Source organism: Ruegeria sp. BG6, assembly GCF_056538465.1.
Genome location: NZ_JBQFTB010000015.1, coordinates 1 through 13465, shown reverse-complemented (window position 1 = coordinate 13465; position 13465 = coordinate 1). Strand labels below are relative to the sequence as shown.

The 13465-nt window shown below is 52.3% G+C and carries 12 protein-coding genes; 4 read left to right on the top strand and 8 right to left on the bottom strand.

The annotated features are described in order from the left end of the window. Positions 1-315 precede the first annotated feature (315 nt). Positions 316-2229 (top strand): adenylate/guanylate cyclase domain-containing protein, encoded by a 1914-nt coding sequence (locus ACR0JW_RS20365; RefSeq protein WP_480714369.1) that lies wholly within the window; start codon positions 316-318, stop codon positions 2227-2229. Between the two features lie 50 nt (positions 2230-2279). Here the strand turns inward: ACR0JW_RS20365 and ACR0JW_RS20360 are convergent, their stop codons facing one another. Next, positions 2280-3914, bottom strand: coding sequence for a winged helix-turn-helix domain-containing tetratricopeptide repeat protein (locus ACR0JW_RS20360; protein WP_480714368.1), 1635 nt, complete (start codon positions 3912-3914; stop codon positions 2280-2282). A 166-nt stretch (positions 3915-4080) separates the two neighbouring features. Between ACR0JW_RS20360 and ACR0JW_RS20355 the strand changes: the two genes are divergently transcribed. Next, on the top strand, positions 4081-4497 hold the full coding sequence (locus ACR0JW_RS20355; protein ID WP_170609804.1) for a hypothetical protein: 417 nt from the start codon (positions 4081-4083) through the stop codon (positions 4495-4497). A gap of 177 nt (positions 4498-4674) precedes the next feature. On the opposite strand, the gene ACR0JW_RS20350 is transcribed toward ACR0JW_RS20355, so the two are convergent. From ACR0JW_RS20350 to ACR0JW_RS20320, 7 genes are all read right to left on the bottom strand, one after another. After that, positions 4675-5622, bottom strand: coding sequence for a DMT family transporter (locus tag ACR0JW_RS20350; protein WP_480441988.1), 948 nt, complete (start codon positions 5620-5622; stop codon positions 4675-4677). Positions 5623-5986: 364 nt separating this feature from the next. After that, positions 5987-7111 (bottom strand): tetratricopeptide repeat protein, encoded by a 1125-nt coding sequence (locus ACR0JW_RS20345; protein ID WP_170609802.1) that lies wholly within the window; start codon positions 7109-7111, stop codon positions 5987-5989. Then, a complete protein-coding gene (locus ACR0JW_RS20340; protein WP_480714367.1) occupies positions 7093-7800 on the bottom strand; it encodes a hypothetical protein in 708 nt (235 codons plus the stop codon). Before ACR0JW_RS20340 ends, ACR0JW_RS20345 begins: the two co-directional genes overlap by 19 nt. Further along, positions 7779-8279 carry a hypothetical protein gene (locus ACR0JW_RS20335; RefSeq protein ID WP_480714366.1) on the bottom strand — a complete coding sequence of 167 codons (501 nt, stop codon included), beginning with the start codon at positions 8277-8279 and terminating at the stop codon, positions 7779-7781. Before ACR0JW_RS20335 ends, ACR0JW_RS20340 begins: the two co-directional genes overlap by 22 nt. Before the next feature lie 46 nt (positions 8280-8325). Continuing rightward, a complete protein-coding gene (locus ACR0JW_RS20330) occupies positions 8326-8643 on the bottom strand; it encodes a peptidoglycan-binding domain-containing protein (protein WP_170609797.1) in 318 nt (105 codons plus the stop codon). Between the two features lie 301 nt (positions 8644-8944). Continuing rightward, positions 8945-10330, bottom strand: a complete 1386-nt coding sequence (locus tag ACR0JW_RS20325) for a mechanosensitive ion channel family protein (RefSeq protein ID WP_480714365.1) — start codon at positions 10328-10330, stop codon at positions 8945-8947. 120 nt (positions 10331-10450) lie between these two features. Then, a complete protein-coding gene (locus ACR0JW_RS20320) occupies positions 10451-10732 on the bottom strand; it encodes a glycine zipper domain-containing protein (RefSeq protein ID WP_170619463.1) in 282 nt (93 codons plus the stop codon). 301 nt (positions 10733-11033) lie between these two features. Between ACR0JW_RS20320 and ACR0JW_RS20315 the strand changes: the two genes are divergently transcribed. Next, entirely contained in the window at positions 11034-12032 is a 999-nt protein-coding gene (locus ACR0JW_RS20315) for a lipoprotein N-acyltransferase Lnb domain-containing protein (protein WP_480714364.1), read from the top strand. 60 nt (positions 12033-12092) lie between these two features. Continuing rightward, positions 12093-13211 carry an alpha/beta hydrolase gene (locus ACR0JW_RS20310; RefSeq protein WP_170609789.1) on the top strand — a complete coding sequence of 373 codons (1119 nt, stop codon included), beginning with the start codon at positions 12093-12095 and terminating at the stop codon, positions 13209-13211. Positions 13212-13465: the final 254 nt, after the last annotated feature.

The window sequence follows — 13465 nt, the reverse complement described above, 5'->3', positions numbered from 1 at the left end:
CCCCTCCAGACTAGCAGGCATATAAAAGATTGTCGCGATTTGTATTTTCTAAAGGTCTTCTTTGTCCGCAAGGCAGTCGCTCATTCACCGCGCAGTCAATGTCTGCTTCGAACCCAAAGCAGACATAGATGATGAGCGCAGCATTCGTCACTCAGGGCGGGAAGCGGACTTTCGCGGCACCTGCAAAGAGTAGGATTCGTCGCGGGGAAGCGGACATCCAGTTTGTGCCATGACAGCCAAATTGGTTGGACTATCAGAAGGGCACGCATTGTCGGGACTTCGTGACATCCGTTAGACTGTGAACAGGAGGGTCCTATGCAGCGCCGACTCGCCGCGATCATGGCTGCCGATGTCGTTGGGTATTCGTCGTTGATGGGCAGCGACGAGGCAGGTGTATTGTCCGCCCTCAAAACTCTGCGTTCAGAGATTTTTGATCCCGCAATTGCCAGACATCACGGGCGGCTCGTCAAGTTGATGGGGGATGGTGCTCTTGTCGAATTCGCTTCGGTTGTCGATGCCGTAACCTGTGGCGTCGAGATCCAGCGGGCAATGGCTGAGGCTGCTCCAACCATCGCCAACGGGTCGCGGTTGCAAATTAGGATCGGGATAAACCTCGGTGATGTCATGATCGCTGATGGGGACCTTTACGGTGACGGGGTAAATGTCGCCTCTCGCATTGAAGGTCTGGCGGACCCAGGCGGCATCGCGGTTTCTGAGAGTGTCGTCCAACAGGCCATGGGCAAGGTGGATGCCGGATTTGAGGATCTCGGACTGAAAAACCTGAAGAACATCGCTGAACCGGTTCGAGTTTTCCGGGTCATGTCCGACAGAGCGCCCGCATCCAAACGGCGATCAAACAAGCTGCCATTGATGACCAGCGCATCCGCGTTGGTTGGTCTGGGCGTTATAGGCTTGTTCACGTGGTGGATTGACTTTGATCACGAGCCGCTTGACGCCCCGACCTTTGATGAAGCTGCTCTGTTAACAGAGCCAACAGGTCCGACCGTTGCGGTTTTGCCGTTTCAAAACCTTAGCAATACAGACGCCCACGATTTATTGGCTGTGGGCATAGGCGAAGACATCATCGTTGAACTGGGGAACTATCAGGACCTCAATGTTTTGTCCCGCCAATCCACCCATTCCGTTGGACCGGACGAAAATGACCCGCTCAGTATCCGGCAGAAATTCGGCGCGGACTATGCGCTGGAAGGTTCTGTCCGGCAGGTTGCAGATCGTCTGCGCGTGACAGCGCGATTGATAGATACTACCTCGGGGCTTCAAGTCTGGTCGGGGGCGTATGACGAAAGCCTCACGACTTCAAATATTCTGGACGTTCAGCTGAACATTACCGAAAAAGTGGCCTCGGCTGTGGGTGACGCGGGCGGGGCAATCAAACGCATTCACGCAGGTCATGCGCGCGCGAAACCTCCGGATCATCTCTCGTCTTATGAATGTTCCCTGCTGCGCGTTGGTTTTCTAAACAGACGAGATATTCAAGAGCGCGTCCGCGGCTGTATCCTGCGGGTTGTCGAAGACGAACCCGAGTATTGGCGCGGGTGGGCGCAATTGACCGAGGCTCTGCTAACGGATGTGAAGCTTTTTACCGGGCTGTATCCAGGGACTCAGGATGAGAAAATCCGACGCGCGGAAGAGGCGGCGCGGAACGCGGTTTCACTGAACCCATATTCTGCGCGTGCTCACTTCCTTCTGGCGCTTGTGCTCCAGATTCAACGTGATCTTGACGGGTTCTTCTCGTCTGCTGAAACGGCGCTGGCATTGGGGACAGATCGTTATCTGCAAGGGCAGATCGGCTATGAGTTCATTTGGTCCGGGCGCCTGGAATTGGGTGCCGCTCTTGTTGAGAATGCAATTGCGCTTGACCCAAATGCAGCGGACCCAAACTGGTATCAGTCACTGGCTGAGTATCATTTCCTGAATGGAGATTATGAAACAGCGCTTACCACCTATCGCAAGGGGGCACAGCCGGACATTTGGTGGTCGGTTTCTATCGAGGTTGCGATTCTGGCTGAACTGGGTCCGCACGAGGCGGCCATTGCAGCGCGGGATCGGCTAAACAAAATTCGTCCGGGTATTAAGATTGGTGACATTGTCTGGATGTATCGCCGCTTTGCGCGCCCGGATGAACACATTCTGCCTTTCGTGGAAGCCTACAGAGCTGTGGAAATGCCAGAGGGCCGGTTTGCCCCACTTGAGGATAGTGCAGGCTAACCAACACGGCATGTTAAGGCATAGGGTGGCGCAGAGTCTGGCGCCGATTGTTATTCGGGCACGCCCGCTCTTTGCAAGCTTGCCAGCCAGATCCGTCGGTTTTCTGGGTGGTTTTTCGATCCTGCGAATTGCCTGCGCATCGCTGAGATTGATAGTTTCGGGTTGATTTCAAGTGCATCTTTGACAGCCTCTTGGGCATCGTCTTGTCTGCCCATCTCGGCAAGAGTGGCCGCGCTCAACAGGTGGTGAAAAAGCCGCCAAGTATTGCTTGTCGCCACCGCGCCTAATTGCCGGGCTGCGTCCAGCGCTTCTGCGTAGCGTTCAAGATGAAACAAGATGTGACCCTGGTAGAAGTACATGTTTTGAAGAAGCGGATCGCGCGGGCTTAACCGGATCGCCATCTCTATCTCGGGCAGGGCGCGGTCCTGCATACGAAACCAGTCATAAGTATGCGCCAATTCCAGCCGGATACGCGCGTCGTTGGGGTTGAGCGCGACAGCGCGTTCGAGATTTGCGATGGCTGGATCGGCCTCTCCTGTAAAGCGGTAGATATAGCCGAGGGCCGCATGCGCCTGCGCGTCCTGATCGTCCAGTTCAATTGCTCGCTTGGCCGCCTCAGTCGCGGCAATCAACGTGTCCTGAGGGGTATCCGACCACTGAAAGAAGAATATCGTTCCCAGCGCGCGGGCCAACAGGCTGTGTGCTGCGGCGAATTTCGGATCAGCTGCGATGGCGGACTGTGCAAACGTCACCGCGTCCTGCTGGGCCTCTTGCGAAAACACTGCCTGCTGCGCCCGGCCGCGCAAATACAGATCCCATGCACCCATGTCTTCGGTCGGTTTTTCCTGCGACCGTGCTTCGCCGGACTGATATATCTCAGGCAACAACTGGCCGGCGATGGCCCGGCTGATCTCGTCTTGAATATTAAAGACATCCGTTACCTGACGATCAAAAACCTCGGCCCAGATGGTTTCGGCGCTGTCGACATCAATAAGTTCTCCGCTGATGCGCATCTGACCGTCGGCCCTTCGGACGCTGCCGCGGACAACATAGCCAACCCCAAGGTCGCGCGCGATTTCTATCGGGGTTACCTGATCCTTCGCGTAAGAGAACATCGTTGCGCTGGACACAACGAACAGTTCCCGATTGCGCGACAGATGCGCGATCAGGTCGTCGGTGAGACCATCGACGAAATACTGACCAGTTCTTTCGTCCCCGATATTGTCAAACTGCACAACGGCCAAAGAGGGTTTTCCGGTGTCCGGCAATCGCTGCCGGTCGGCAAATATGGAAAAGGACAGCATGGCAATTGCCAAAGCCAACAGAACACCCGCAACAAGAACGCCGCGTTTGGGCGCTTGGGCAACGCGCTCAGGCGGTTCATCCGATGCAACCGGGGCCACAAATTGGAACCCGCGCTTTGGAAAGGTTTTGATGTAGTCTGAGCTTGCCGCAGTGTCGCCCAAGGCCTTGCGAACGGACCGGATGCGCGTGTTCAGCGCCGCGTCCGTGATCGCCGAGCCGCCCCAAATCTCGTCAATGATCTCTTGCTTGCTGACGATCCTGTCTCGGTTCCTGACGAGAAACTCCAGCAATTGCAGGGCCTGAGGTTCCAGAGCAACCGGTTCGCCACAGCGGTTCAATCCCTGTGTCGGCTCAAGTTGGAAATCTAAAAAACGGTACATACTGAAACCTACACTCCGCCATGTCCTTGGCTCAACGAAGTTTGCGGATTGTCAGATGAATGTCAGAAAAAATCAGATTCCGATCAAGCCCGGCGCGTTCGCCCGGCGTAACGTTTCCGGGGGTTAGCGTTCCGTAGCATTACTCAAAAAAATAAGGAGATTGGATATGGCCCAACTGAAAAAACTTTGCATCGCGGCTGCGGTCGCTCTGGCGGGGAGCACTGCATTGGCTGAAACGGATCTTGAGGCGGCGTTGGATAACGGTGCCGAGCGCCTCAATGCCGATCAGATCGCAGAGCTTCTGATCGGAAATACTGTCACAGCCACCTCTGGAGAGAAGAGATTTCGCTTTTTCTATGACCCCAACAATATCGTGAGCGGAGAACTTACGAACGGTGGATGGAACGGTGCCGGCGCATTTGCCATCACCGATACAGATAAGGTTTGCGTTTCCATGGCAGCCGACAAGGGGCGCTATCGCTGTATGACAGTTCTACGTGTCGGGGACACGGTGCATAAGTTCAGTGCCGACGGAAAGAGAACATTCGAGCTGCACAGCTTTGAACCGTCTACCGGTCTCTGAGTTTCGGTTTCAAACTGGTTCTGACACTGGACCTGCCATTTTTTCTGGCTGAGGAGAAATGGCAGGCACGAAATCAGCTGCCCTGTTCTCCATGCGCGGTGAATGTCCGACTTGAGCGGAAATGGTTAGTCATAGGTCGAACACTTCCGGTGTCCGCTAAGGACCGGGCGTGTAGCCTTAGATTGGAGGTACGGCTCGCACGGTGACCAACTGTCTGGCCGCGACCCTTTCGCGATGTATCATATACAGCCCCGCACCGATGATGATCGCAATGCCAAGCAGACTAAGCGCGTTCGGGAAGTCGTTGAAGACAAGATAGCCGAACAAGGTCGCCACCGGCAGCTCAAAATACTGCAGCGGCGCCAGCGTGACAGAAGGCGCAAAAGACAGCGCATAGGTCATCATCATGTGGCTCACCGTCGCGAAAAAGCCAGCGCCCAAAAGCCACAACAACGCGATGTCTGTCGGCCAAACGGGATCAAACAAATCAGAGCCGGAACCTTGCGCAACAATTAGAGCTGGAATGCAAAACAGGCTGGCGATCAGGCCGGTGTGGAATTGCAGGGTCACAGGGTGCACCCGACGCGACAACCCCCGGGTCAAAAGAATGTAGAAAGCGAAGGCAACTGCCGTGCCAAGCGGAATAATGGCAACCGCGCCGAAAGCTGCGAAACTGGGCTGTATGACGAACAACACCCCGACAAACCCCACAAGCGCCGCGCCTACGCGACGCGGGCCGACGTCTTCACCAAGATAGAACTTGCCGACCAACAAGACGATGAAAGGGGCAACGAACACGATTGCCAGCGCATCGGCAAGGGGCATCACCCGGATTGCGGCAATGAAGCAAAATGTTGCGAACACCAGCAGCAATGAGCGGAAAACCAGCACCATCACCTGACCTTTCGCCACGCGCAACGACAGCCCCATTATCCAGATGAAAGGCGCCATTAGCGCGCATTGCACCACAAACCGAGCAGCCGTAATCTGCCCAACCGGCACACTGGTCGACGCGAGTTTCGCAGACACGTCCAGCAAAGGAGCGGTTAGGCAAAACCCTAGCATCAGCGCAACGCCGACAAGGGTGCGATCTGGAGATTGAGGTATGGGTTCAGCAGAGGTCATCGTTTCATTTAGAGATGTCGCCAAATGCGTGTCTGTTCTCAATACGACCACAGACAAAAGTCCCACAATCCACGAGTTCGGGTTGAATTGGATATAGCGCTCGTGGCGAAAGTCTCCTCTGAAGGGCCGCACAGCCACATCAGGTGGCCGGGCCAAGGGGCAGCTAAGGGCCGTCATCACACATCCCAACAAACTGACTTATCGGCAGTTTCGTCCGCAGAGCGGTCGTTCGCGCTGGTCGGGGCGAATGACCGCCTCGAGCTCAAAGCTACCTTTGATTCGACCTATAGCGGCTGTCCTGCAGCGAACGACTGCTTCAAGCACAAAGGAGTCAAAGCATCAAGGAATGACCTTGGAAAAGCGTCTACTTAAGAGTTGGAAAAATTTCGAGGGCACTGGCAAACCAACGACTATCTGCCGGAAAAAGTCTTCTATTTTCGGAAAGCACATCCAATGCGCGTGCTAGCGATGTGTCGCTTCCTTCTGAAAGGTAGCCCTGCACAAGGTATTGAACGGCCACTTTGCTGTAAGGCCCAAGCGACATAGCTTCTTCTAAATGCTCAAGTGCTTCCATTTTAGATCCGGTGCGTGCGAGGATCATCCCTAAGTATAAGTGAGCATCCAGTTTTGTGGGCAAGCGGCTGGCTGGATTATCGAGCACCCGCCGAAAGCTTTCTTTAGCAAGATCCCAGTCGCCGCGAAACACGCGTAATGTGCCTCCGACCAGATCAGAGAACTCGGAAACGCCGTCTGTGAGTTCCGGCAGTGTGACGTAGCCGGTGATGTTGCCGCTTCTGACCTTGCTCGGTGCGCCTGGTAAACCCGGATTGAATTCGAGAAACAGTAACGCCCTTTGCGTGTGGCCCAGCACGCGACCTCCAGAAATCGTGCTTCGGATTGGTAGTCCTTCTGCACTAGAAAATTGGTCCACAATTTCCGGCTTCAGAGCAATGGAACTAATCGAAAATCTTCTTCTTGGCGGACCAACGCTCAATGTGATTTCTCCAGTCGTAACAGTCCAGGTCTCGAAGTTTTCTTGACGAAAATCGCATGAATAGGCGGCAGCCCGGCAATCTTCGCCTGGTCTTGCATATCGAGGTAGAGTTACGTTCAAGTCGGCAAGGACACTGTCACCGTAAGTGTAAGTACTGCCCCAAACCGAAATCTGTGCCGTAACGTCAAAAGCGCGTGCAAGTTTTTCGACCGCATCGTGACTCTGTTCATCCAGTTTGTCATCGCTCCATACGACTGTTGCTTGATTGAAATCATGGTTTTCTGGGTTGTCTGGCCATGGTGCACGTCGACCGGTCTGGGCAAGTTGCAGGGACAACACGGTTTCAACGTTCTGGCCCAAATTGCCTTCACCTTCTAGGCGCACAAAAAGAACCGTAATCTCATCAGGATTTACGACCTGTTCCGCACTCAGGACGTCGGTCTCGTCAAATGTTGAAAAAATGGCTAGTACACCGATCAGCCACCAACGGGGCATGCAACCTCCACAGATTTTGTTGCCGAATCCACAATCTTCTCGAGCGTTCTACCTGTTGCCTCATCGTCTGCTTTGACAGAGCCGGTACGTAGATCCGCTTGATTGATTAGTGCAAATGCCGCTGCGACATTTGTGCAATCAGCATTGCCAGACATCGCATCAGGATAGATTAGATTGACTGCTAGACTAGCTAAAACGGTTACAGAATGGCTGTCTTTTGTTGTGTCATATGCGTTGGCATCCACGGGCAATTCAACAGATACACTTTGTCCCCCAAGTTTATCTCCAAGATCACCTAGAAAGAACGTGCTCTTGATAGAGATTGCAGTCGTGTCATTCGATCGAACGCGACCTGTGAGAACCGCAAGAGCGCCGGTCGCGCGCCAGTAGTTATTCCGTTCCGTTAAACTTCCAACACGTAAGCTCGGATCTTCGAGGTTCTCATCATCCATCACAGGTTTCAATTTTAGATTTGAGATAGTGGTGAGCGCTTGATCGTGTTCTCCGTCGAGCATTTCGGTGGACAACAAGAGCAACTTCTCTCCAAAGATATAGCGGAATTCATCAATCAAGGCCGGCACTTTCGGGCCGAGGCCGCCGTATTTGAACATATGAATTTCGCTGCGGCCCTGAGCCATCGCTGCCGACGCGAATCCGATCAGAAAAATCAGAGTAATGGGCAGGCGCATGAAAGAGTCCTTGTGTCTTGGGTTTGGTCAAAATTCAGGATGCGTACATCAACAACTACCTTGCATTGCTCGGCTTGAAGCCCCGGGAAACTTACCAAGCCACCCGCGTGCGTCGTCTTGTCGACGTCGAATTTCAGCAGTCTTGCATCTCCTGCGTCAAATACACGTTGCGCCGGGTCCGCAGCCAGGGTCAACTTTCCCCTTGCGGTTTCTGTTGCCTCGAATTCGACGCTTTCGATTAGTCCCTGCCGATTTCCAGAATTTGTCGCGAACACCGTGATGCCGTCTGATGCACACGCCAGGCCACCGAGGCTTATGAGCGAATACTGCCCTTCCCAACGCTCCGTGATAAAGGCGTAAATTAGAGTGAGCAGCGGTAGAACTGCCAACAGCCCCGTTAAATTGAAACGGGCCATCCATCTGCTGAGCACGAACTGGTACTCGTCGCAAACAGTGCATTTCAAAGCACCTTTCGGCATGGGTTTCTTGCAGATTGCACAAATGCCTGCGTCTTGTTCGACAGTGTCAAGCATTTGGATCCGCAGCAAGGCCAAGTGACAAGAGCAATTCTTGGTTGATTTCCCCTGTTGGTAAAAGACCATTGTCTTGCTGGTATTTCAGAATGGCTGCTCTTGTATTCGGACCAATCTTTCCATCAATTCCTTTGGGGTCATACCCAAGAGAGGTAAGCCGCGCCTGTACTGCCCGAACGACGTTTGAGGAGTGGCTTTGTCCGTCTTTGCGCCGCCGACCTTCTAGACCGGCAAAGGCTGGTTGACCTATCAAAGGTAGCAGCAGACCGCAGACAATGAGCGAACGGCGACTAATTGAATCCAAAGACATGGTTGTTTCCTCGCAAAATTGAATTTTGCCCTCGCGTGAGGAATAATAAATTTAAGAATACCATAGGGTGAAGTTTTCGTCGACAAATCCATAAGATGACTGAAGACCCCGACCGCAACCTTGTCCGCACAGCAGTCACTGATGCACTGCGCAGCGAACGACTGTTCCGAGCCCAAAGCAGGCACTCATTTTAGGTTTTTAGCGGTTCTCGTACTCCGCAAAGCAGTCCTTGGCGCCTGATTTGACCACGTCTGCTGCATGCACCCGAGGTTAATTCTGGTTCCGTTATAAATGCCTGCACTCAGCCTGCTTCAAGCACATCGCGAATTGCATGAAATGTTGGCCGATGCGTTTTTTGAATCTCTACAGTATGTGGATAGGGAATGGAAACATCGTTTGCATCAAAGGCCAACTTGACGGCTTTAGTGATTGCGAATTTCAGTTCCCAGTAGTCATCGGATTTACACCAAAGCCGCGCGGTAAGATCCACAGAGCTTTCGCCTAGGTTTGTCACGCGCACCCACGGCTGCTCCGGGTCATCCAAAACGCGTCCGTCTGCATTTGCTACTTGGAGAATAATCTCAGCTGCCTTATCAGGGTCATCCCCGTAATCGATACCAAAAACCAAATCGACCCGACGTTTATCAGAGGCCGTGGAATTCAATATCACGTCACCCCAAATCATGGAATTCGGTATTACAATGACCTGATTGTCTGGCGTCAGGACAGTGGTTGAAACAATAGAAACGGACTTGACCGTTCCGGAAGTGTTTCCAGCTGTAATGTAGTCACCTTCATCGAACGGATTGTTAATCATTAGCATTACACCAGCTGCAAGGTTCCCAAGCGTTTCTTGCATTGCAAAGGCGAGGACAAACGAGCCACCTCCGACGATTGCGAATAACGCCGTAATGTCGACACCCAATGAAGAAAGTACCACGAGGAATCCAATTCCCATCGTAAGCCAATAGATTACCCTTGCTAAAAACGCGGGCATCAGCTTCGGCATGCCCCGCATCCGCCTAAACACACGCAACGAGAAGGTCGACACAGCTTTGGCCACGACAAAAAGTGCAAATAACGACGCGGAAAGCGAGATCATGCTGATCGCAAACTTGCCGCCACCATCAGTTGATCTTACCCACGTGAGAGCTTTTCTACTCAGGTCTTCCCAACTGGAACTCTGCGTTTCATCTGCGATTATGGCACTTCGGTAAGCGCGGTATGTGCCCACTTCCATCTCATCACCGTTCTTCTTTTCCAGACCCCCGACTACCGCCGAAAACCGCTTGAAAGCCTCATTGCGATCTTCAGTAAGGCGTAGGATGCGGTCAAAGTCGGCTTCTGATGTGCCATCACCCTCGTTTGCTGCCGCGATAGTCGCCTCGACCACGGCTTTGGTTTTCTCGCGCGCGATTTCTTGCCAGCGCACAGCAAGAGAAGATAATTCATCTTTTGTCAGTGGTATTAATTGAAGCTCAAACTCCTCCAATTCGACTCGGGGATCGTCGAACCCCGCAGGATACGGCACTTCTGCCTTCTCAATTTCTGAGGTTGGACTTGCTTCCGGTACTGATTGCTCGTTCGCAAAAATAGGCGTTGGCAATCCTGCGGCCAGAGTCAGCAGAAAAGGTGCAAGAAAGCACAAGGCTAATCTTGAACAAATTGATGTACCGGAAGACTTCATTAGTACTTATCCATATTCGAGTGTTTTTTCTAGCCGCGAAACAATGGCCTGCAGCGGCGCGACACCAGATACCGCCAGTAAAGCAGTCTTTGGTCCGCCGTGACGGGCATAAGTTTTTTCCTAGTCGTTGTGACTATTTCGGTCGTCGCGGCGCTCCTCTGCGCGGTCCTGCGCGTCTTCTAAATTGTCCTTCTTGATCGCGCCGCTCACGGCGCCAATTGCCGCGCCGGCAGCAGCCCCGCCAACGACGTTCTCGCCAGCAATGGCAGCGACAGTGGCGCCAACGACCGCGCCTTTGAAGGCTTGGTCCGCGACGTAGTCAGCCTGAGCCGTCGCTGCCATTGTAATCAGAATTGCCCCTGAGATCGGAGCAATAACGAACTTCTTTGTAGAGTTTTTCATTGGCTATATCCTTGTTCTACCCAAGCAACCACTGCGGTTGCCTTGTGTTATCGAACTAGGTGGGACCACCGTCTGCTGTCTTTTGCCACCGGGACAAGGTTTTGCGGATACTGGACACCTTCTGCGTTTAGGGATCTGCAGCTTTATCCATCAAAATGATATTTCCACTTGAGCGATTTCATTTCTTACAACTGCTCTTTTCTTACAACTGCTCGTTCAAGAAACTGACGATTTGACATCGCGTGGTGCGTTAGTCGTGCTAGCTAAAGATTGCTCACATCATTTGGAGGAGCATTCTAGAATGCGAGTTGTCTTTACGGTTCTAAGTGTTTCAGTGCTTCTTCCTGCCCTGGCTTATTCCGTAATTTGGGGAACTCTCGCTGTATGGTTCAAACTTCCCGGACCTGAGTGGCTAAAGTGGGTCGTTTGCGGTGGTTTCGCAGTCTTCGGCATGGGCACGCTAGTCGCAATGTTTACACGGGCGCGGTGGCGCTGGCTCGTTGTTTTCGCAACAGCTCTTGTTGCACTGAATTTGTGGTGGAACACGCTGGTCCCGCCGTCCGATGGGGATTGGTCTCCTGAGGTCGCGCAACAGGTTACTGGGTCAATTGAAGGGGATATCTTAACCCTAGAGAATGTGCGGAACTTCGATTGGCGAAGCGAAACCGACGTAACGGAGACATGGGAAACACGCAGTTACGATCTTTCGAAGATTGAGACAGTGGATCTTATTATGTCTTATTGGGGTGGACCATCAATGGCTCATTTGATCTTGAGCTTCGGTTTCGCAGATGGGCAGTACCTTGCGTGGTCGAATGAGGTGCGTCGAGAGAAGGGAGTTTCTTTTTCGCCGGTTGCGGATTTTTTCAAAGCGCACTCGATTGCAGTCGTGGCAAGTGAAGAAAAGGATGTTGTGGGTTTGCGTTCTAACATTCAGAACGCTCGGGTTCACATTTTCAGACTTAGTTCAGTGCCCGGAAATCGCAGGAAGCTTATCGAAGGATATGTTGCTGCGGCGAACGGGGTCGCGGAAAAACCACATTGGTTTCATTCGGTGTTTACCAACTGCTCGCGTTCTGTGGTCCAGCTCGCGCGGTATATTGGAATCAAAATACCTATGGATTGGAGAATTATTGTTAACGGGTATTTTCCTTATTTTCTTTATGATAATGGCGCCATGAATACTGACCTACCGATCGAAGAGATATTTCGATTGGGTGATGTCACTAAAAAAGCTCAGGCCTTCGGCCTGGCGGACGGCTTTTCGGAAGCCATCAGAGAAGGTGTTCCGAGGCCTTAGGACGTGATACTTCTAAATGCGATAACAATCACCCTGGACCAGTCAAATAGGGCTGCTCGTATGACCAAATACAACCAATTGCTCAAGCTCACTCTGCTGATCTTGGGGCTAACGGTTCTGATTAGTGCTTGTTCACGACCTCCTGAATTGGTCGGGATAAAGAATCCAGAGGTCAGCATTGAAGAACAAGTTGGAGTGAAGAAGCAAAAGGTATTCATGGCGACGACCAGGGCAGCAACAGGCGTGCAGGGTGTTTTTTTCTCAGGAGACAGAGCAAAAGAAGTCGGCTTGGCGTCGGTCGATGTTACAATTCCCCCCACGCATAAGATTGGTGAATTGAAACGACCCAGGAAGTTGCCCCCTGATCCCAGCAAGGAGTTCACAATAATCGACCCTATTGTCTATTCGAGCGATGCGGGGTTTGTTTCCGCAGTAAACAAGGAATTGAACTCTCGCCCACCTTCTAAACGCACCATCCTTTTCTTTGTGCACGGCTATAATAACACTACCACTGATGCACTTTTGAGGCTTGCGCAGTTCGTTGAGGACTCTGGATACGAAGGAGTGCCAGTTTTAATGTCTTGGGCGTCTTCTGCTCAGACAACTGGGTATGTCTACGACTTAAACAGCACGCTGATTGCACGCAGTAAACTTCCTGAAATTGCAAGTGTTCTTCAACAGACCAACGCTACAAGTGTCAATATCTTCGCTCATTCGATGGGTTGCCTTTTAACTATGGAAGGTATTGTCAACTCCGTCGAGACTGGTCGCGCGCGAGGCATCACGAAAGTTGAAAACATCATGCTTGCTTCACCAGATATCGATATCGACTTATTCAGAAGCCACATGGAGGCGATCCCACAGTCGATCACCGAGAGAATCTTCATTTTGACGTCAGAAGATGACAGTGCTTTGAACTTCTCACGCCGATTGGCAGGTGGCATCCCTAGGGTTGGAGCATCTGATGCGGAGGAACTTGAAAAAGAATTCGGAGTTCTTGTCATAGACCTATCCGACATTGAGAACTCCGATTCTGGAAGCCACAGCAAGTTCACTGGGTCGCCGGAGGTCGTGCAGTTGATTGGGTTGGGTCTAAATTCAGCGAGCAGATTTGGAACCAGTTCAGCGCCTCCAATCGAACGGATTATGGCGAACTCACCCATTAGAGTGTTTGACTGACGCTAAAATACTATTTGTTCGTCGATATGGCGACCTGTGATCAGGTATCTATAGACTTCTTGCAAAGTTGCTCGATCGAGTCGTCCGTTGGCCTGAAGCAATTTGCGAAGCCTGTCGCCTTCGATCAATGAGGCGTGCACGACAATACGGAAGAACTGGCAAAACTAAGGACCAATGGGCAGGTTTCTGACAGTCTGCTTTGTCCGGAAGTTTAACGTTAGGCTCTAGTGCTGAGAGTATCCTAAGTTTTTTAG